Annotated in this window: 11 protein-coding genes; 4 read left to right on the forward strand and 7 right to left on the reverse strand. The window is 66.1% G+C overall.

Annotation, left to right across the window (positions count from 1 at the left end; translation table 11 throughout):
- Positions 1 to 111: 111 nt before the first annotated feature.
- A complete protein-coding gene (locus KF833_01950; protein ID MBX3744048.1) occupies positions 112 to 2745 on the reverse strand; it encodes a hypothetical protein in 2634 nt (877 codons plus the stop codon).
- 801 nt (positions 2746 to 3546) lie between these two features.
- Between KF833_01950 and KF833_01955 the strand changes: the two genes are divergently transcribed.
- The gene (locus KF833_01955; protein ID MBX3744049.1) at positions 3547 to 4302 is read left to right on the forward strand and encodes a sigma-70 family RNA polymerase sigma factor; all 756 of its coding nucleotides are present in this window, start codon (positions 3547 to 3549) and stop codon (positions 4300 to 4302) included.
- Positions 4303 to 4346: 44 nt separating this feature from the next.
- Positions 4347 to 6536 (forward strand): protein kinase, encoded by a 2190-nt coding sequence (locus KF833_01960; GenBank protein ID MBX3744050.1) that lies wholly within the window; start codon positions 4347 to 4349, stop codon positions 6534 to 6536.
- Between the two features lie 114 nt (positions 6537 to 6650).
- Here the strand turns inward: KF833_01960 and KF833_01965 are convergent, their stop codons facing one another.
- Positions 6651 to 9020, reverse strand: a complete 2370-nt coding sequence (locus tag KF833_01965) for a VCBS repeat-containing protein (GenBank protein MBX3744051.1) — start codon at positions 9018 to 9020, stop codon at positions 6651 to 6653.
- Between the two features lie 238 nt (positions 9021 to 9258).
- Here KF833_01965 and KF833_01970 point away from each other — a divergent pair, with 238 nt between their 5' ends.
- On the forward strand, positions 9259 to 10170 hold the full coding sequence (locus KF833_01970; GenBank protein ID MBX3744052.1) for a hypothetical protein: 912 nt from the start codon (positions 9259 to 9261) through the stop codon (positions 10168 to 10170).
- A gap of 57 nt (positions 10171 to 10227) precedes the next feature.
- Here KF833_01970 and KF833_01975 read toward each other — a convergent pair whose 3' ends face one another.
- Both KF833_01975 and KF833_01980 read right to left on the reverse strand, forming a co-directional pair.
- Complete coding sequence (locus KF833_01975) at positions 10228 to 12918, reverse strand: hypothetical protein (protein ID MBX3744053.1); 2691 nt, start codon at positions 12916 to 12918, stop codon at positions 10228 to 10230.
- Between the two features lie 332 nt (positions 12919 to 13250).
- Positions 13251 to 13532: a ribbon-helix-helix protein, CopG family gene (locus tag KF833_01980; GenBank protein MBX3744054.1), complete on the reverse strand. Its 282-nt coding sequence runs from the start codon at positions 13530 to 13532 to the stop codon at positions 13251 to 13253.
- Positions 13533 to 13683: 151 nt separating this feature from the next.
- Between KF833_01980 and mutL the strand changes: the two genes are divergently transcribed.
- Positions 13684 to 15771, forward strand: a complete 2088-nt coding sequence (gene mutL / locus KF833_01985) for a DNA mismatch repair endonuclease MutL (GenBank protein MBX3744055.1) — start codon at positions 13684 to 13686, stop codon at positions 15769 to 15771.
- Between the two features lie 32 nt (positions 15772 to 15803).
- On the opposite strand, the gene KF833_01990 is transcribed toward mutL, so the two are convergent.
- The 3 genes from KF833_01990 to KF833_02000 all read right to left on the reverse strand — a co-directional run bounded on the left by KF833_01990 (position 15804) and on the right by KF833_02000 (position 19941).
- Positions 15804 to 17261 (reverse strand): aldehyde dehydrogenase family protein, encoded by a 1458-nt coding sequence (locus KF833_01990; protein ID MBX3744056.1) that lies wholly within the window; start codon positions 17259 to 17261, stop codon positions 15804 to 15806.
- 615 nt (positions 17262 to 17876) lie between these two features.
- Entirely contained in the window at positions 17877 to 18989 is a 1113-nt protein-coding gene (locus KF833_01995) for a hypothetical protein (protein ID MBX3744057.1), read from the reverse strand.
- A gap of 76 nt (positions 18990 to 19065) precedes the next feature.
- Positions 19066 to 19941 (reverse strand): polyphosphate kinase 2 family protein, encoded by an 876-nt coding sequence (locus tag KF833_02000; GenBank protein MBX3744058.1) that lies wholly within the window; start codon positions 19939 to 19941, stop codon positions 19066 to 19068.
- Positions 19942 to 19956: the final 15 nt, after the last annotated feature.

Genomic DNA, 19956 nt, shown 5'->3' on the forward strand with positions numbered 1-19956 from the left:
GGGGGCGGCGGGCAAGCGCGACCGTGGGACGACCGACCATTTTCTGGAGAGCGCACGCTTCGGTCGGCGCCGCACGGCGATGGGCGCCGGCGAGGCCGCATCCGAAGCGCTTCAGCAAAAGCGCTGGGTGACGATCGCCTGGGCCCGATCCAGTTCCAGTCCGGGCGGCAGGCTGTGGTACACGGTCACGAAGGCGCCGCCACGGACGGCGTGGGCGACGAGGCCGAAGATGTTGCCGCCGAGGTGGCGGTACACGAGGTAGGACAGGGCGTACACCAGCCCCCCCGCATTCTGTCCAGTCTCGTACCGGAGTCGGTAAAGGCCCGGACGCCATTGGGTGAGGGAGAGGCGGCCGGCCAGACGGGGCAGATCCGGCGGGGCTTCGTGGGGGATGTGGCGCCGTTCGCGGACGGCCTCCTCGATAGTCCTGAGGAGTTCGCGACCCCAGGGTTGGCCGTTGGGAGTGAGGTGAAAGAAGTCCAATGCCAGTCCATGGCGGCCGGCCGAGAAAAGATGGGCCTGGCGAAGATCCACCCCGGCCCCCCACAGGGCCCCGGTGATCGACGCCGCCAGGCCGCGATAGTCCCGGGCCGCGATTCCCAGGATGGGCGAGGTGCCGCGCGACAACAGCACCGCCTTCGCAGCGGTGGCGCTCCCGGATTCCATCATGGCCCGGAGCGCCGAGACGAAGACCGTGGCGTACTGCCGATATTCCCCGGCCCAGAAGTCCTCCCCGAAATCCCGCAGCACCTCCGCATCCTCCTCCGGGCAACCCAGAAGATGGATGCGATCCGCCGGGCGTTGGATGGGACAAAAGCGCACCAGGGTCTTGGAATAGAGTTCGCGGCTGTTGAACCAGCGGGCCGGATCGTCCCGCTCCGACTCCCAATGGGCGCGGTCGGCGCAGGTGAATACGAACAGCGCCCGCAGGAAACCGGCGTCGCCGCAGCGCCGCGCGAAGTCCTCGACCTGGATCGCGTCATTGGGCGTTTCCGCGTATTCCTTGAAGGCACGACGGTTGGCGATAAGCGACTCCGTCAGGCGTGCCACCTCTTCGGGAAGCCGGCAGCGTAGGCAGTACGGCCGGTAATACTCCGCCAGCGGAATGTCCGACATCCCGGACGAGTACCGCTCATACAGGGGCAGGCGGGCGTCGTCCCGCGCACGGAGGTCCTCCGCGGTCAGCGGGAGGCGCTTGGTCTTGAGGGCGAGCTTGACCGCCGCCAGATGGTCGGCGTCCAGCAACGCCGCCTCCACCGCCGGATCGATTGTCCGCAGCACGTCCGTCAGCCGCCCCGGCGACACCGCCTCGGCAAGTTTGCGGCGCCCGTCGGCGACCATCCCCTCCAGCGTCCGGAGCTTCTCCCGCTCCAGGCCGCTTCGCAGAGAGCGTCCCTCGGCCATCACCCTGGCGTCGAGGGAAGCCTCGAACCGGGCATAGCCGGGGAACAACCGATCCTCCGCACCTTCGAACTGGGACAGGAAGCCGAATGAATCCGCCAGGTTCCCGCGCTCCTCGTACAGCAGCGCCGTCAGTTCGGGCACCGGCTTCAGCCAGTCGCCGGCCTGACGGAAGGTCCGCTGCAATTCCGTCGGGTCGATCGGCACCCCGTACCGCTGGGCGGCCAGAACCAGGGTCAACGCGGCCCCGCTGCGTTCCTCGTCGGTGGCCGACGCCGGCAACGCCGCATGGGTGAGCCCGCCGAGGCCGTACACCACCCGTCCGCCGGGCATGGCCGACCGACCCTCGCGAAGTTCCCGTTCGATGACGGCCTTGGCGAACCGTGCGACCCGGCGGCGGGCCGCCAGCAGCCGTGCGCGCACTTCATTGGCAAATTCGAATCGTTCCCGCTCCGTCGCCCCGGGGCCCAACATCTCTCCAAACGCCAGAAAGTCGTCGAAATGCAGCACATCCGGGGAGTCATCGCCCCCACGGCGGACTTCCCCGCTCCGGGCACGGCGGAGATGAACAAAGCACCGGATGCGAAGGAGAAACTCGTAGGCGGCGAGGTCGCGCGGGTCCTCAAGGCGCGCATACACGTCGTGGCTCGATTCGAATCCCTTGCCAGCCCAGGTCCAGATCCCCGCCAGGAAGACCCGCAACCCGTCGTTCTTGATGTCAAACCGGTCGAGGCGCTCGGTCTGTCCGGCCGCCTTCTCCCATCGATCCTGCCAGAAGCCGCGCACATGCAGGAAATGCTCGAAGGCATCGTAGGTGGCCCGGATCCGCTCCCGGAACCGCGGGGTCAGACCGGTCGGGTCATGGACGGGCTGAAGATCGAGGAACGAGTTGAGCTGCTTCTCCGCAAGGCGCGGCGCGTCCTCCAATTGAAAGGGCAGGGCCTGCCATCGGAATCCGAATTGCTCCTCGAAGCGCCCTGTGTGGAGCAGTTCGTCCTGCAGGCTGAGCAGAAACCCGTTGCCCTCCAGCGCGTCATCGAACAGTAGCGCGTAGTCCAAGTCGGACGCCGGGGTCACTTCGCGCCGTCCGGTACCCCCCAGCGCGACGACGGCGAATGGCCGGTCATAGCCGAAGGCCCGCTGCCGGTCCGCAGCCCAGGCCGCCACCTGCCGGGAGTGCAGGGCCGTCCGCTCCTCCACCAAACCGCGGCCGTGGTCCAGTTCCGGACCCAGAATTCGCCGGTCGTTCTCCTCCAGCGCGAGACGAAACAGCGCACGCACCCGTGAGGAGTCCGTCCCGTCCGTCATCGTCGTCACTGGCTGGGTGCCTTCCATGCGCGCCACGCCGCCACCGAGACGCTGCCCCGATTCGGACCCACGTGTCCATCACGGGTCCGCGCCCCCGCACGACATCGGAATCGAGTCAACCAAACAGCGTCTGGCGCATTCTCTGCCGCTCGACCAGGGAGCTGGAGCACTCCTTCGGCCTGGCTGAAACCGGGACACCCAGCGGGGACGAGGAAAGGGGGACCGGCGGCTGGGTGTCCACGCTTCAGCGTGCCTGTGCCCGGGAATCGATCCGTCAACAACTCTGCGCCTGCCTTAATCTTTGAATCATCAACGACTCATAACTCCATAGGTTGGCATAATAAGTTTACTTACATTCTTGAGCGCACCTGGGCTCGGGAGTTGAGCCGTCAACAATACTATCCTGTGCACTTGGCCTGTTAACTGCCGAGCGTCAAAAACAAAGCGCCTGGCTGATAGACTAGATCGTCAACAAAGCAGAAAGCTGAGCTCAATGCGTCAGCAACATCGCGTCTGGCGCATAATCGGGGTCGTCAACAAAACTCAACACTCTGCCCTCCAAAATGGGCCGGGCGCTTTTTATTTGCCGCTCCAACGACAAGGCGTGTCGTGCATCCCGGAGGTCTGGGGAGAGCTGCGAACATCGCGAAGCGTCGTCTCGGAGGGCCGAGTTCCACGAGGCCGCAGCGGAGGGGTGCCGTGGATTGAGGACTCGCGGAGTTCTTCCCTCCGATGCGCTGTCTCCTCACCCACAACCCCGGGATGCACCGCAAGGCGTGGGCCCCGGGGATCGGGGATCGCCCGGCACAGGGAGAGTGTCTAAAATGGGCACCCGCCATGACGAGCGACTGCCCCGTTTCCACCACCGATCGGCAGCGGTTCCTCACCACGCGATGGTCGCGGGTGGCACGGGCGTGCGGCACCGGGGAGGGGGCGAGGCTGGCCCTCGGAGAGCTGTGTGAGGCCTATTACGCGCCGGTGGAAGCCTTCCTTCGACGGCACGCGGCGAATCCGGGCGAGGCGCCGGATCTCACCCAGGAGTTCTTTGCCAGGCTGCTGCGGGGTGGCGGGGTCGCCGGTGCGAACCCGGATCGGGGCCGGTTCCGGTCGTACCTGCTGGGGGCGGTGAAGCACTTCCTCCACGATGAACGGGTCCGAAGGCGCGCCGCCAAACGGGGCGGGGACCTGGTTCACGTTCCCTTGGAAGCCGGACCCGATTCTGACACCGACACCGAATCCGGCCTGCAACTTCCGGATCCCACGTCCGTCGCGGCCGGGACCGAATTCGACCGGCGCTGGGCGAATGCACTCCTGGAACGGGCCCTCGACCGGCTCGAGCGCGAGATGCGCGCCGAGGGGCGGAGCGCCCAGTTCGAGGGGCTGAAGCCCTATCTGTCAGGACCCGAACCGCCGCCGCCCCAGGCCGAGCTGGCACCGCGGCTGGGGCTCGGCGTGGTGGCATTGAAGGTGGCCATTCACCGCCTACGGCGGCGGTTCCGGGACGCGGTCAAGGCGGAGATCGCCGAGACCCTGGCGGACCCGGCCCAGGTCGAGGAGGAATTGCGTCATCTGGTCCGTACCCTGAGTTCATGAGAACGCCGGTAACCTGCAGCCGGAATTTCATCAGGTAGGGGTATATGGACACGACGCCCTCAACACCCCCCACCGCCGTCTGCCCCACCTGCGGCGCCCTCATTCCGGCCGATGCCCCGCGCGGGATGTGTCCCAATTGCCTGCTTGCCGGGGCCGCGGTTCCCACCGAACCCGCAACCGGCATCGGCGGTACGCGTCCCGCGGTGCCGTCCCTCGCACGGGTGGCCGCCGCATTCCCCCATCTGCAGATTGAAGGCTTGATCGGGTTGGGCGGCATGGGAGCGGTGTTCAAGGCGCGGCAACCCCATCTCGACCGTTGGGTGGCCCTCAAGATCCTGCCCGAATCCCTGGCTGTCCGTCCCGAGTTCGTCGAGCGCTTCCACCGGGAAGCCCGGCTCCTGGCGCGCCTCAACCATCCCAGCATCGTGACCCTCCACGACTTCGGGGTGACGGGCGGACTCTGCTTCCTGCTGATGGAGTACGTGGACGGCGTCAATCTCCGCCAGGCCATGCGGGCCGGCCGGTTCACTCCGGTGGAAGCGCTGGCCCTGGTTCCCCGGATCTGCGAGGCGCTCCAATTCGCCCACGACGAGGGCGTCCTGCACCGCGACATCAAGCCGGAGAACATCCTCCTCGACCGCCGCGGCCGCGTGAAGATCGCCGACTTCGGCATCGCCCGGCTTCAGGGCGGGCCGGGGGAGGAACCCATCCTCACGTCCAGCGGATCGAGTCTCGGCACCCCGGCCTACATGGCTCCGGAACAGATCGAGAACCCGGCCTCGGTCGATCACCGTGCCGACATCTACTCCCTCGGCGTGGTTCTCTACGAATTGCTGACCGGCGAACTGCCTCTGGGCCGATTCGTGCCGCCATCGGCCCGGACGCCCCTCGATCAGCGGGTCGATGCCATCGTCCTGCGCGCCCTCGCCAAGGAACGCGAAGCCCGCCAGCAGAGCGCCACGCAGTTCGCGACCGAAGTCGAGCGGGTTTCAGGCCGCCCTCCCAGCCCACCGCCCCCGGTGCCGCCGATTGCCCGTGCCGCGCCTGCCCCTGCCTCACCCGCACCGCTTCGACCGGCCCGGGAAACCCCGGCGCGGGGCGCGACTCTGTCGGCCGTGTTAAGCCTCAGCAGCGCGATCCTGGCGTTGGGGTTCCTGCTGGTCTTCGGTCTCAATGGCGTCGCGAGGTCGCATCTCCGGACGTCGGTTCAGATGGACCCCGTGACGTTGGGAGTCGATCGCGGTCGTCCCAGCGTGGGGTTTGGATTTGGAACGCGGAGCACCGACGAGGGATCCCACTCGATGAAGCCGCGCTGGGCCCTGTTCCTGGGTCTGATTCCCGGCCTGATCCTCGCCGTTCCCGGCCTCATCGGAACCCTGGTCGGCATGGGGGCCCTCGGGGAATTGCGCGAGGCCCGGGGCGGGCGACGTGGCATGACCCGGGCGCTGCTCGGGACCATGACCTGGCCATGCCTGGTGGTGGGAGGCGGGTTGGCCATGATCCTCACGGCCGCAGCACCGTCCCGTCCCTCCCGCTGGATCCTGGCCGAGGGCGGGAACTGGACCTTCCGTGTAGAGTTCTGGTGGATCCCCGTTGCCGTGGTCGCGGGAACCCTGATCGGAATGGCGATGACCTATGGGGCCTGGCGCTGGGCTTGCGGTGGCTCACGTCGGACGGGCTGGCCGGTGGTGTTGGCAACGTCGGGGATCCTTCTCCTGCCACCCTGCCTGGTGACGGCCGGAATCGGTCAGGCCATCGCTCTCCGCAAGGAACTGCTGGCTGCATCGGGCCCCCCGCCGCATCGCCACGCCACGGAAGGGCTGCAGGCCACGGCCCAGATCCGCCGGATCCCGGCAGGGCCGATCGAGGCCCGGTTCACGGCCTGGTCGAACGGTATTCCCATCGATTTGCCCGATCTCACCTTCTCGATCATCCCCGATCCGGGCAGCGCCCATGCCTGGCGCCAGTTCCACCTGCGCCCCTCCACCAACGGCGCCTGGACCCTCTGGGCCACCGGTCACATGCGCGAACCCCTCGGCCGCCAGCCGGCCCGGGTCTTTCTCGGATCCGGTCGCAACCTGATCTCCGCCCCGCACGGACAGATCGAAGTGGGACCGGACGAACCCCGGCGCTGGTGGCCATTCCTCCCACCCGACGACTTCCCGCGCGGCCTCGATCCCGAGGCACGGGCGGACTGGGGCATCAGCGTGGATTTCGTCGCCGGGGAACGTTGACGGAGACCTGGAACCCCGGTCGCCCGGGAACCGGGATCCCCGCTGGCAAACGCCCCAGCCCCAGACACGTCCCCGGCTTCGCATGCCAGGGTCCCGCCCATCGTGTCCCGCCGCTCACTCCACCAGTTCCACCACGTACAGCGACGGGTTCACGGCGAGACCTGCCTCGAGATCCACATGGACCACCGCGTCGCCGGTCGCCACCACGGTCGCCACCACGGTGGATTCCGGAGACGTCACCGACGTCCGGCGCAGGATCCGGTAGGTCCGGCTCGGCACCGAGGCGAAGCGGATCTCCGGCACCGCCCGGATCCCGACCGCGAAACCGGACAACGGATCCAGGGGATCGGTGTCGGCCACGAACTCCTGGAGATTCGTCGAGCCGTCGCCGTCCGGATCGGCATCCACCGCGGCCCGCGGATCCGTCCGGTAGCCCTCGCCGAAGTAGCGAATGCGCCAGTCGGCCGGAATGCCGTCGTTGTCGAAGGCGTACACCCGCTCGAACACGGCGGTGATCACCTCGCTTACGGGAAAACTCTGCAGGAACGCCCTCGCGCGGAAGGTGGTGGCGGCGGTGATGGATACCGGCGCGCCGTACTCCGCCGACTGCAACGTCGGTTCGGTCCCGTTGGTCGTGTACCGCAGCGACACCCCGGCGAGCCGCGTCACCACGGAGACCTCCAGCCGGTTGGTGAACAGACCGCCGTTGGGCACGAAGCGGAGCCCCGGATCCGCCGTGTAAACCGCGGACACAATGTCACTCGCGGGAAACCCGTTGAGAAAAAGCCGCGCCCTCACCGTGGTCGTGGCATGCAGGGTGAACGGGGCCGCGTAGAGGTTGGAGTCGAGAACGGGTTCCGAGCCGTCGATCGAGTAGCGGATCTCGGCACCCGGAACCCCGGCGGTCAGGGTGACCCGGACGGAATTGGTGAACGAACCGCCCGCCGGCGTGAACCCGATCGGTGCCAGGGGACCTTCGGCTACTTCGAGGACCCGGTTCAGCGCCACCTGGTGGAGTTCCTGCACGATCCCCGAGGGCCATTCGATCCGGACCGTGTCGGCGATCGCGGCATCGCCCATGCCAAAATGGGCCGCCAGTTCATGGGTGCCCACGCTGTCGAAGCCGCCCACCTGACGCATCTGCCGCAACGTGCGCCCCCCGATCGTGGCCTCGACCCGGACCACCGCCCCGATCCCAAGGCGATTCGACTCCACCCCCCTGAGCTGCACCCGCAACCAGCCGTTGGTCGGCGAGGAGGTGTTGCGGTAGAGGGAGGGGGCGCCGTCGGAAGCTTCCCAGTTCGAGAAAAGCACATCGAGCAGTCCGTCGCCATCGTAGTCGCCGATCGCCACCCCATTTGCCCGGTTCGGAAGCAATGCGCTTACGGCAGCGGGGAGAGGACTGAACTGCCCGTTCCCGAGCGATCGGTACAGCCGTTGCCCACCGGAGCGCCTGCTCACCAGCAGATCCAGCCAACCGTCATTGTCAAAGTCTGCCCAGACCGCCCCGGCCGAATCAGCACCGGCCCCTGTGACCGGCTGATTGCTGATCAGTGTAAACCCAGCCGGCCCGTCATTGCGAAAGAGCAGGTTCTCGGTTCCGACAATGTACAGATCGAGATCGCCATCGTTGTCGTAGTCCCCCCAGGCCACCGTCGCCACGCCTGCGGGGGAGTCGGGTCCGGCGATGGGGGGCACCAACACTCGATCGAACCGTCCGCTCCCCAGATTGCGAAAGAGGGAACTGACCTGGGTCCACGCATGTCCCACATAGATATCCGGATTCCCGTCGCCATCGTAGTCCCCGATTGCCGCACCATGGGAGTACATCGCTTCCGTCACCACGGGAACATCGTCAACCCACACCAGGGTGCCGTTGCCCGAATTGCGATACAGGTAATCACCCTGGGGCGCGGCCCCGCCGCCGTTGACCACAAAAAGATCCAGCCATCCGTCCCGATCGTAGTCGAAGGCAATCGCACTCATGCCCACCTGGCCGGCCTGCTCGGTCGCTCCCGAGACGACCTCGAAGGTTCCTGAACCCAGATTTCGGTAATAACGATCGGGCGTTGCACCAGCGGCTGCCACGAACAGATCCAGGCGTCCATCGTTATCCCAATCCCCCCATGCCACGCCGCTCCGCGAGGCGATATCGGTGGCAACGGGCCCTGTGGTCTCCCGTTGAAATCCCTCGGACCGGTTCCGAATGAGAATTCCACTGCCCACATCGACCGCAGCCATGTAGAGGTCCGGGCGCCCGTCGCCATCGTAATCTCCCCACGCAGCGGTGAGGACCGACCGCGATACGGAGTCGATCGCCGGAGCATTGACCTTCTGCCACTGAATCTGTCCGTGCGCAGCGAGCCCTCCCGGAAGCAGCAAAGCAGCGAGGAGAAGGGCCGGGCACGGCCCATATGGGTGACGCAACCGGGTGGCATGCAAACTCGATGCGGACCGTAGCGGCTTACGAAGGGGCGCCTTCATGGCAGGGGGGGGGGTTCTAACTTGCGAATGTAATCGGCTCGATGGTGCTGACTATCAGGCGGCCCGGATCGTGGCAAGCGACAATTGGCCACTGCATCGTCGCACGGCGGGGGGAGAACCTCGGAGGAGAGTCTTGCATTCGGGTGCCAGGTTCCTAGCGTCGTTGTCCCCCGCGCGATGCGCGAGACGGACCGGGCGGATTGCCGAAGACCTGACACCATCAAAGACCGCTGATCCCATGGGTTTAGACACCGAAACGGCCCGCTTCCTCCTGTCCAGCCGGAGGGATGGAGCGTCGTTCCGGCGCTGCGTCACTTTGGGGCGGCAGAACTACTTTCTCGGCAATCGGGAGGCAGAAGTCCTGCTGCGGGAGAACGGGATCGACCCGGCGCAGTTTCCCAAGCTTTTCGCGCAGCAGTATTCGCGGTACCGATACTCCGAAGACTTCTGGGAGGTCCTTGGCACCGAGGAGCTGGTGATGCTGGACGCCTCGAGTTACGAAGGCGCCACGTGGGTACACGACTTGAACCGGCCCATCCCGGATGACTGGCACCGGCGCTTTGATGCGGTGTGCGATCTTGGGACGCTTGAGCATGTGTTCCACCTCCCGGTGGCGCTGAAGAACTGCATGGAAATGGTGGATCTGGGCGGGCACCTGTTCCTGATGACACCCGCCAACAACTTTTTGGGCCACGGCTTCTACCAGTTCAGTCCCGAGCTGTTTCATCGCGTGCTGTGCGAAGCCAACGGGTATTGTGTCGAACGCATGGTGGCCGTGGAATACGGACCCCGCCGGCGCTGGTACGAGGTCGCCGACCCGGCCCGGATCCGCGCACGGGTCGCCCTGATCAACACGTATCCGGTGATGCTCTTCGTCCGGGCCCGCCGCACCGCCATGACCGCGGTCCTGCGGGACGACCCGCAACAGAGCGACTGCAGTGCTCAGTGGTCGAATCAGGCAACTCCAGCCCAGAGCGGGGAAGTGGACCGACTGGCCTCGGCCAGGCTGGACCGGATCAAGCGCCTGTTGCTCGAGCGCTTTCCCCGATTGGCGCGGGCGCTTGAGGGATTTCGCTATTCGACATGGAATCCGGAGTGGACCTTCCGCAACCGGCGATCGTTCACGCCGGTGCCGCGCCAGCGGCGTTGACCGGTTGCCCGGCGTGGTCCGCCCCACGGGGCGGCCATTCACACCTTGGATTGGACTTCAGGTGGAGGATTTGCCAGCGGCGGACACCTCGCGGAGCGGGTCCCGAAACCGGCCTGTGGAAGCCCATCCGAGGATGCCAAACGCGGCGGACAGCGCCGCGAGCGATGTCCAAAGCGTCCTGGCAGGGGGTTCAAAGCGGAACTCCACCTCATGAGCACCTGGGCTGAGATAGACACCCCTCATTACGTAATTGGCCCGGAGCATGGGTTCATCCCTTCCATCCACCTTCACCTGCCATCCCGGGGCGAAGCGGTCATTGACGAGAAGCACACTCGGCGTTCTGGCCTCCGTCCGAATCACAAAGCGGGTCGGTCCGTACTCGATGTAGTCTGCCGTACCAGCCGGCTGGTGAGAGGTTTCAACCGAGGGTTTCGGGATGGCCTGCGCCACGAGGACCTCGGCCCGGGGATCGAACTCCGGGGACGCCAGGAGCCGCAGCGCATCCTCGTCGGAAATGCCTTCCCGCCATTGGTCGAACAGCATGGCTCGGGGAAGGACGCCCGAGAATTCAATCAGTGCAAACGGCCCCTCGCGATTGGTGCTGAGCTGAATCAACCCGTCCGGAGTCTGCCCCAAAGTGAATGCCGTGTGGACACGGAATCGCCGCCGCTCGGGATCCAGCTGCTGGTTCATCGCCTCCACAAGAGGCGCGAGCGCCAGGAGGTAGCGCGTATTGGTCAGTTCCCATTCCCGAAGGGGATTGGCACGAAGAGCGCCCGCGTAGGCCATATAGTCGGCTGGTGGACGCGGCATCTGGACCACTTCCAGCGCCTGGATGTCATAATAGGGCAACTGATGTTGAAGCCATTCCCCGCCATAGACGCTTCCGAGGGTTCGCAGCAGCTGCCCGGCCTCTCCCGGCATGGCGAACGGCATGCGCCCGCTGACCCGGCCGAGATGGGGCTCCGCGCGGAGGGTGTCGAAGACGGGGTTCGTGGCCAGGCGATCCTTCCAGTTATAGTGGATGATCCAGGGGGTATTGGCCCGAGCCAGATCCAGGACCAGGAAAAGCCCCAATGCGATCGTGGCAGCACGGGCGCGGTCACCGGATAACCAGCGCGTCAGCATGGCGGTCATCAGCAACACACAGACTGCCAGCACCATCACGAAGGTGCCGGCCTCGCCACGAGCAAAGCGCGCGACGGCTTCGGCGTCCGGTCCGCGAAATCCCACTTCAGCCAGGTGTCTCAGATGCGCCAGGCTCCCATGGGTCGATCCCAGCATCAGCCAGCCCATGATCGCCGCGGCGAGCGCCAGCCCCGAGAAATACATCCAACCCCGTTCCCATGACGCGGCCTTGGGCCACCACTCACGAAAGGAACTCACCAGACCGCCTCGCCCTATCGGCGAACGTGCAACCCAGCCCCGCCACAGCCCCTGCAATCCGTACGCAAAAAGGATGACCAGGGCGATGTTGAAGGGATGCAGGAACTTCATCGGAATACGGATCGTGTTCAGGTACGGGATCGCATAGACGATCCGGTAGAACGGTGCGAAACGCCCGTAGGCGAACAGCAGGGAGACAATCGCCGCCACTCCCCAAAACCAGATCCAGCGCCGCTCGACCGGCGTAAAGATGTCGGAATTCCGACGCAGACTCAGGACCACTCCGAACATCGCGACCCAGACCACCAGCACGCCGGCGTAGTGACCCGCTCCGGAATGTCGCAATTGAGCCGGTGGCGCGTCCGCGGGGTCCCGACGATCCGACGCCCAGTAATCGTCCCAGGCGATATCCATGCCGACCTTGCCCCAGTACTCACCACCGCCAGGCGTGTCCATGCGGTATCCGAAGAGACCCGGAATGACAGCGCGCAGTGTCTCCTTCGGAGGAAGACTCCATTGGGTGATATAACCCCACCGGGCCTCCCGACTTTCGGTATCCTGGGTCATGCCGACCGTCCCTGTGATTCCAGTCTGGATCAGACCCAGCATCACATGGATGGCCACCACGCCGGCCGCCAGGGCCATCACCGCCGTGCGAACGAGTCCGGCTCCCAATCGCGCCAGGGCAGGGGCTGATCCCCGTTCGTTCCACGCTTGAAACACGGCAAATGCTGCGACATACAGGCTGAGAATGGCGCCATTGTCGAAGCCCTCCATGACCGCGTGCCCCAGCGCCGCGCCAGCGAGAGTTCCTCGGACCCAGAACGGTCTCGTCTTCCACTGCAACGCCGCGAGGGCCAGGAAGGCCGAGGCCACACAGACAGTCAGGGTGGGGAGCCCCCAGCACCCGTAGCTGAAGAAATCGGAGTTCAAGGCGCCCGCCAGCCCTGCCAGAAGCGCGATCTCGGAACGAAGACCGGAGGCGCGGCAGAACAATCCGACACTGACACCAAGCAACAGACTTGCCAGGGCTGGGGCGAAGTTGATGTAGCCGTGCGGCCCGAGCAGCCAGAGCCAGAGGAAATTCCAGGTCAAAGGGCGGCTGACACCATCGAAGCCCAGCCAGTTCAGGTCGAGCCAGACCCTCCTCCACCCCTCGGGCATGGCGTTCATCTCGGAGGCCACCAGTCCCAGCGGCCCGTCATTCGCGAACAGCGCCATGCCGGGGCGGAAGCTGTCGCGGAAAAGGAAGCCGAGGACGACGATCAACACGAGGACCAGCGGCAGGAACCCGGTGCCGCGCATCGACCAGGCCGGCGCGGACTTGTCCTCGGTCGCGGGACGTGAAGCAGGACGGCGCATGAGTGGGGGACCATGCCCAGCCGATCCCAAACCGACAAGCGCGGTGCCGGAAGCGACCGCCCCGCGGGTGCATCCCGCAGTGGTGGGGAGAGGTGCTTCGGAGGGCCGATTTCCACGAGGCCGCATGGGAGTGGTGCGATGGGCTTGAGGACTCCCGGATCTGATCCCTCCCAAGTGAAGATGGGCTCCCGCTCCGCGCTCAGGCCGACGCGTTACATGCCGGCGATGGCCAGGCCTTGGAGGATGCGCTGTGCGATCTCACGCCGCCTGGCAGGACACCAGAACACACGGATGGTCTCCGAAAACCTCGGCGGTATGGATGTCCCAGGCCTTCAATCGACCTCCTTGAAGCGCTGGGCTCCGATCAGCCGGCGGATCTGCTCATGATCGTCGTCTTCCTGCCGGTACAGCGCCCGGGCGGTCCTTGCGGGCCAGGGATCGACGGTGGTCAGCCTGCCGGCGGAACGCTTCAAGGCCTCCACGACCTTCGGAAGTCCGAAGGCGAGAGCCTGGCGCATCAGTTCGGCGCGGCTCAGACCGGTCTCTTCAGCGGCCTTGGCAACGTCCCGCGCCAGGTGCTCATCGAGTGGAAGGGGATACACGGCGTTGCCCATATAGGGATCCTATATTCCCCGTCCCCGGGGTCAATCGGATCGGGATGCAGCGAAGCAGGCGTTTCGGACGCCAGCCGGCTTTCCAGCGTCGGGCCGGGGACGTAGGCTTTCCAACGATGTCGCTGGAGTATCCGTCCGCCGGCCTGTCGTCATGAACCGTATCCGCCTTCTCTCCGAACAGGTGGCGAACCAGATCGCGGCGGGGGAGGTGGTGGAGCGTCCTGCCAGCGTGGTGAAGGAGCTGGTCGAGAACAGCCTGGATGCCGGAGCCACGCGGATTGCCGTGGAAATTGCGGCGGCCGGGCGCGGGCTGATCCGGGTGACGGATGACGGCTCGGGAATGAGCCGGGACGATGCGCTGCTGTGCCTCGAACGGCATGCCACGAGCAAGATCACGGCGGCGGACGACCTGATCCGGGTGACCACGATGGGGTTTCGGGGCGAGGCCATCCCGAGCATTGCCAGCGTCTCGCGGTTTTCGCTGACGACGCGCGAGCGGGACGTGGGGGACGGCACGGCGCCGGGCACGCAGATCGTGATCCACGGCGGCAAGATTCTTGAAGTCCGGGAGTCGGGTGGGGCACCGGGCACGGTCATTGAAGTGCGGGGGCTGTTCTTCAATATGCCGGCCCGCCGGAAGTTCCTGCGAAGCGACGAGACGGAACGGGCCCACATCCAGCATTGGCTGACGACCGCCGCTCTGGCGCATCCGCATGTGGCGTTCAGTCTGTCGGTCGAAGGGCGCACCGTCTGGCACCTTCCGGCAGAGGCGGCGCGTGAGACGCCCGCGGACGTCCACCGCAGTCTTCGGGAACGCCTGCGCCTGCTGGTGGGCGACGGACTCGAGTGGGTGGCCGTCGATGCCGAAGGGGAACTCGGTGCGGCCCGCGTCGCTCCCGAACGGCCCGAAGCTCCGCCCGAAACCTCGCCGCCGTCCCCCGTTCGGATCTGGGGCTGGATCGGCGCGCCCGGGGTTTCGCGGGCGACGCGGGACGATCAGCATCTTTTCGTGAACCGGCGCCCGGTCGAGAACCGCGGGCTCAACGCCTCGCTTCTCGAGGGTTACCACAACGCCCTCATGAAGGGCCGTTATCCGATGGCCTGCCTGTTTCTCGAACTCGATCCGGCCGAGGTCGATGTGAACATTCACCCCGCCAAGCGCGAGGTGAAGTTCCACCGCGAATGGGCGGTGCGCCGGTTCGTGGCCGGCGCCGTGCGCGAAGCCCTCAAGGACTGGCACCTTTCGGCCACCGGCGGGAACTCCACCCCCTCGGCCGTCCCGCCCAACCCCATCTCAGCCCACGGTCCGGCCGCTGTCGGATCGGAGTCAGGTACGCGGTTGCCGCCGGCTCCGGTGCAACCGGAGTGGCACCAGGTGACGGGGACGCAACCCGCCCGCCCCTCGACCGCAGCGCCGCTGGCTGCGCCCACACCAAACCCGCCGGCGGGAAGTGCTCCTCGTGGAGACGCTGCGTCAACGAGCGCTGTGTCAGGTCCGATCGACGGGGTGAAAGCGGACCCAGGGTCGCGGATGGAACCGGATTCGCCTGCCACGATCCCTTCCGCAGGCTCATCCGCAGGTCCGGCCGGTGTCCCGTCCGCGTCCGCTCGGGCCGCGACGACGGCGCCGGCGTTGGTTCAGCCCTTGCCGCTGCTGGCGATTCCGCTTCGGGTGGTCGGGGTGGTAGGCCGGTTGTACGTGGTGCTGGAATCGGATCGCGGTCTGGTGCTGATGGATCAGCACGCGGCCCACGAACGGGTGTTGTACGAACAGATGCTGCGACGGATGGAGAAGGGTGACGGGGCACCGTCCCAGCGGCTGCTGCTTCCCGAGACTCTCGAATTGTCCCCGCGCGACGCGGCGTTTCTGCGGGAGAACCTGACGGCGCTGGGCCGGCTGGGGGTGGGCTTGAGCGAGTTTGGCGAGCGGACCTTCCTGCTGGATGCGTTGCCGGCCTTTGTGAAGTCGGCGGCGCCGCGGCAGTTCGCTTTGGAGTTGGTGGACGAGTTGCGGGCCGCCGGGTCGTCGGTCAACGCATGGCGGCTCGGCGAAGCGGTGGTGGCCAAGACAGTGTGCCGCCATTCCGTGAAGGCCAACGATCCGCTGGCCGTTCCGGAGATCGAGGCGCTGCTCGACGACCTGCGCCGGTGCGACATGCCGTACACCTGTCCCCACGGCCGCCCCACGCTGATCGAGATGAGCCTCCGCGAACTGGATCGTCGGTTTGGCCGCGTCTGACCGCCCGCCGCCGGTTCCCCGGTCTCCCGGTGTCAGGCGGAGTAGTCCAGATAGACCGTCCGGGTCCGGGTGTAGAAATCGAGCGCCGCGAGGCCCTGTTCCCGGAAGCTGTCGGTGCTGCTGCCTTTCACCCCGCCGAACGGGGCCTGGAGTGCCAGGCCGGTGCTGATCTGGTTGACCTTCACCACTCCGGCCTGGATGCGGTCCACGTACCGAAGCGCCTTGGCAAAATCGCGGGTCACCACGCTGGCGCTGAGGCCGAACTCGACCCCGTTGGCCAGCGCGATCGCATGGTCGAAATCGTCCGCCGCCAGAATGCCGACCACCGGCCCAAACACCTCCTCGCAGGCGAGCCGCGTGTCCGGTCGGACCTCGTCCAGCACGGTGGGTTCAAGGAACCAGCCATGGGCATGCTCGCCCTGGTCGAGGCGGCGTCCGCCGAACCGCACCCGGGCGCCCTGGTCGGTGGCGATGCGGACATAGTCGAGATCGGTGTCGCGTTGGGCCTGGCTGACAGCGGGTCCCATGGTCACTCCGTCCCGCAGTCCCGATCCGACGACCACGGCGCGGGCCCGGGCGACGAGTTTCTCGGTGAAGGCTTCGAGGACAGGGCGCTCGACGATGACGCGGCTGGTCGCGGTGCAGGCCTGTCCGGTGAGCCCGAAACCGGCGGTGGCCACCAGCCGGGCGGCAAGATCAAGATCGGCGTCGGCCAGGACCAGGGTGGGATTCTTGCCTCCCATTTCCATCTGGTTGCGGATCATGCGGGGGGCCAGCGCGGTGTGAAGTCCGGTGCCGACCTGCCGTGAACCCGTGAAACTCACCGCCGCCACCGCGGGATGGGCGACGACTTCCTCGCCGAAATCGCGTCCCTGGCCGGTGACCACATTGAGCACGCCGGCGGGGAGCCCGGCTTCGACGAGGGCGAGGGCCAGTTCGAGGGCGAGCGCGGGGGCGGCGCTGGCGGGTTTGAGGACGACCGTGTTGCCGCAAAGGAGGGCGGGGGCGGCCTTCCAGGCCGGGATGGCCACGGGAAAGTTCCAGGGAGTGATGAGGGCCACGACCCCCAGGGGATCTCTGCGGGTGTACAGCAGGTTGGCTGGCAGATCGTGGGGCAGGGTCTGTCCGCCAAGCACGTACCCCAGGGCACCGTAATAGCGGAAAATGTCGATGGCCCGCTGCACTTCGCCGGTGGCCTCGGCCAGGGTCTTGCCCTCTTCGCGGGTCAACCGCTCGGCGAGTGCGGCCTTGCGACTGGCGAGTCCCTGCGACGCCTGACTCAGGATGCGTCCACGGGCCACAGGGGTCAGTGCGGCCCATTCTGGGAATGCCTTGGCCGCTGCGTCGAAGGCCTGCCGGACGTCGATCCGACCGGAACTCGGGTACGTTGCCACCGTCTGCCGGATGTCGGACGGATCGAGGGTCTCGAAGGTGCGCCCGTCCCCGGCGCCCACCCATTCGCCGCCAATGAGGTTCTTATAGGTTTGCATATCGCACGTTGGGTTGAGCGTTCCTCACCGCGAAGCCCGGGGGCGAGTCTGGAATGCGCGACACGATCGCGCCGGCGATCGGATCCTCAGGCCGGTATCAAGGCGCTCAACACGGAGTCGAGTGGAATGGAGAGCGGCGGTTTGGGCGGTTCTGGGGTTGGGTGTCCGCGCTTCAGCGGGTGCCGAGCCGTCGGATTGATCGCCGTTTAGAACGCCTGGTTTAAAAGGCCTGGCAGATAATTGCTGACGCCCTGTTGCAGCCCGGAGCGGCCATGAGTTGCTTCAGGCCGCAGTGGATTCCGATATTGCCGGTGGGTCAATAAGAGCCTGCCTGCCTTTATATAATTTCCGACAACATTATTAAGCCTGACTTGTTATGTTAATTCTGGGTCAACTGTATCTAGCCGGTCTTTCTATTTGGTTTATTGACTTCGGACCTTGGGACAGGGTTATGGGTCAACAATTTGGATCCTGGCGATTGGGGCGCGAGGACGAAGAAGCCGCGAACCGGGAATGGGCGGTGCATCACCAAGACCGGCCCCGCCAATCCTCCCGCTTTCCAGTCCGCTCCCGAGAGAATCGTGCGTGAAGAGGGGGTGCCCGGGGTCCACCCGCTCAAGGCCACCGGAGACGCCAGAATCGTTCGGCAGCGGCCGGTGCCGGCAGGACAATCTCTTCGTGCTCGGCGGCCGGGGTGATCCTCCGATCCTCCACCCACAGATCGGGATCGAGCCCGGAGGCGCGTTGCAGCACGTACGTCACTCCGATCTGCCCGCGGACCGTCAGGAGGAATCCGTCGGCGTGGCGGCCCACTTCCAGCAGGGGCGGGTCGGGCGGTGGTGCGGTGTCGTCGGTCAGGTCGGGAATCCCGTTGCCGTTGGCGTCGTTGGGATCATCGATGCCGATGAAGTAGATCTCGAAGTCCGGCTCCGGCGTCCCGGGATCGCCATCCCAGAAGGCCAGGGCCCCGAAGTAGTCCTTGGCGTAGTCCGGGTCCCGTTCGACATCGCCAAGGGAGATCTCGATGAGCTGGCCGAGGTGATTGGTGAGGGTGCTCTCGCCGATCGCGAAATGGTTCAGGCGATTGGTGGGCTCCCGGGTGAGGTTCATGGGTCCGGCCATGAAGACCTCCTCGAGGCCGACGCGCCGAAGCATGAGGTGGCCGAGGACCGGATCAGGGCTGGGTTGATAGGTCAGGGTGCCGGCGTACTCGATGATCTCGAACCGATGGGTGAACTCCGGCAACGCCCCGAACTCGTCGCTTTCGAGGCGAAGCCTGAGAATGCCGTGGTAATCGCCCGGGGCCCGTTGCCAGGCGATCGTTCCCTCACCCCACGTGATCTCCGTGGCCCAGTACGCCGTGCCTGTCCACGAGTCGATGCCCTCGGACACCTCGTAGAAGTCGGGAATCCCGTTCTCGTTCGCATCGAGATGCTCGGGAGCCGGCACCACCAGTTCGCCGAGAAGCGGCTCCGGGAATTCGGGGCCATCCATCCGGAAATAGGTGCCGTGGGTCAGGTCATCCTCGAAGGTGGAGAAGAATTCGTGGTTCGGCGTCCGCGGATCCGCCGACCCAAAGGCGAGCGTGTACGTCAGGCCCAGTGTTGAAGCCGTGCCGGGTTCGACCCGCACCGACAGGGAGAAGAGCCGGACCTGCGCAACGTTCGTGGCGGCTTCCGCGGCCAGCCAGGGAATCAGGGCGAGGAGGAGCAGGATTCCGGGGCGCATCGTGGCGTGTTAACGGCAACGGCCCCGCACCGCAAGCCCGCAGGGAGCACATGCGCCCCCATCGCATGCTGACCCTTCACTTCTTCAACCCTTTACGGGCTTCACGAAGGGCCTTTCGATCGGCTTCCGTGGGTTCAGGGTAAGCCATCTTCAGCGTCTTGAGCGTCTCAACGATCGCGTGCGAGATGATCAACCGCGCGTTCTTCTTGTCGTCGGCGGGAACGACATACCAGGGCGCATGGCTTGTGCTGGTGGCGCCTAGGCAGTCGGCATAGGCATCCTGGAAGGCGTCCCAGTGCTTTCGCATCTCGATGTCCGCCGGGCCCAGCTTCCAGTTTTTTTCGCCCTCATCGATTCGGGCGAGGAAGCGGCAACGCTGCTCCTCCTTCGAGAGGTGGAGGAAGAACTTCACGATCCGCGTGCCGTTGCGGTGGAGGTAATCCTCCATGTTCACGATATCCCGGTACCGTTCGCGCCACAGTGCGGGTGGCCGGACGAATTCCTCGGGGACGCGCTGCCGGGCGAGCACATCCGGACGCACCCGCACGATCAGCACCTCCTCATAGTAGGACCGGTTGAAGATCCCGATGCGGCCCCGCTCCGGCAGACGTCGATGGGTGCGCCACAGGAAATCGTGATCGAGTTCCTCCGAACTCGGCTCCTTGAAGCTGGACACCTGACAGCCCTGGGGATTGACGCCCGACATCACATGCCGGATGGCGCCGTCCTTCCCCGCGGCGTCCATCCCCTGGAAGATCAGGAGCAGAGCATACCGGTTGTGGGCGTACAGAACGCTTTGAAGGTCCCTCAGCTCGGACACGTACTCCTCGAGCCGCTGCGCATACTCCTTCTTGGTCTGGTACAACGGCTTCACTTCGGTCGGGCGCCGTGTCAGATCGACCTTCGACCCGGGCTCGATCCGGTAGTCCTCGAGATGACATTTGATCTTCATGGGGGCGTCACCATG

Source organism: Verrucomicrobiia bacterium, from assembly GCA_019634625.1.
In the GTDB taxonomy this organism is placed as follows: Bacteria; Verrucomicrobiota; Verrucomicrobiia; order Limisphaerales; family CAIMTB01; genus CAIMTB01.

What these genes read in the sequence shown, in the direction of transcription:
- KF833_01955 (MBX3744049.1), top strand. Translation starts at nt 3,547, where the DNA reads ATGACGAGCGACTGCCCCGTTTCCACCACCGATCGGCAGCGGTTCCTC.
- KF833_01960 (MBX3744050.1), top strand. Translation starts at nt 4,347, where the DNA reads ATGGACACGACGCCCTCAACACCCCCCACCGCCGTCTGCCCCACCTGC.
- KF833_01965 (MBX3744051.1), bottom strand. Translation starts at nt 9,020, where the DNA reads ATGAAGGCGCCCCTTCGTAAGCCGCTACGGTCCGCATCGAGTTTGCAT.
- KF833_01970 (MBX3744052.1), top strand. Translation starts at nt 9,259, where the DNA reads ATGGGTTTAGACACCGAAACGGCCCGCTTCCTCCTGTCCAGCCGGAGG.
- KF833_01975 (MBX3744053.1), bottom strand. Translation starts at nt 12,918, where the DNA reads ATGCGCCGTCCTGCTTCACGTCCCGCGACCGAGGACAAGTCCGCGCCG.
- KF833_01980 (MBX3744054.1), bottom strand. Translation starts at nt 13,532, where the DNA reads ATGGGCAACGCCGTGTATCCCCTTCCACTCGATGAGCACCTGGCGCGG.
- mutL (MBX3744055.1), top strand. Translation starts at nt 13,684, where the DNA reads ATGAACCGTATCCGCCTTCTCTCCGAACAGGTGGCGAACCAGATCGCG.
- KF833_01990 (MBX3744056.1), bottom strand. Translation starts at nt 17,261, where the DNA reads ATGCAAACCTATAAGAACCTCATTGGCGGCGAATGGGTGGGCGCCGGG.
- KF833_01995 (MBX3744057.1), bottom strand. Translation starts at nt 18,989, where the DNA reads ATGCGCCCCGGAATCCTGCTCCTCCTCGCCCTGATTCCCTGGCTGGCC.
- KF833_02000 (MBX3744058.1), bottom strand. Translation starts at nt 19,941, where the DNA reads ATGAAGATCAAATGTCATCTCGAGGACTACCGGATCGAGCCCGGGTCG.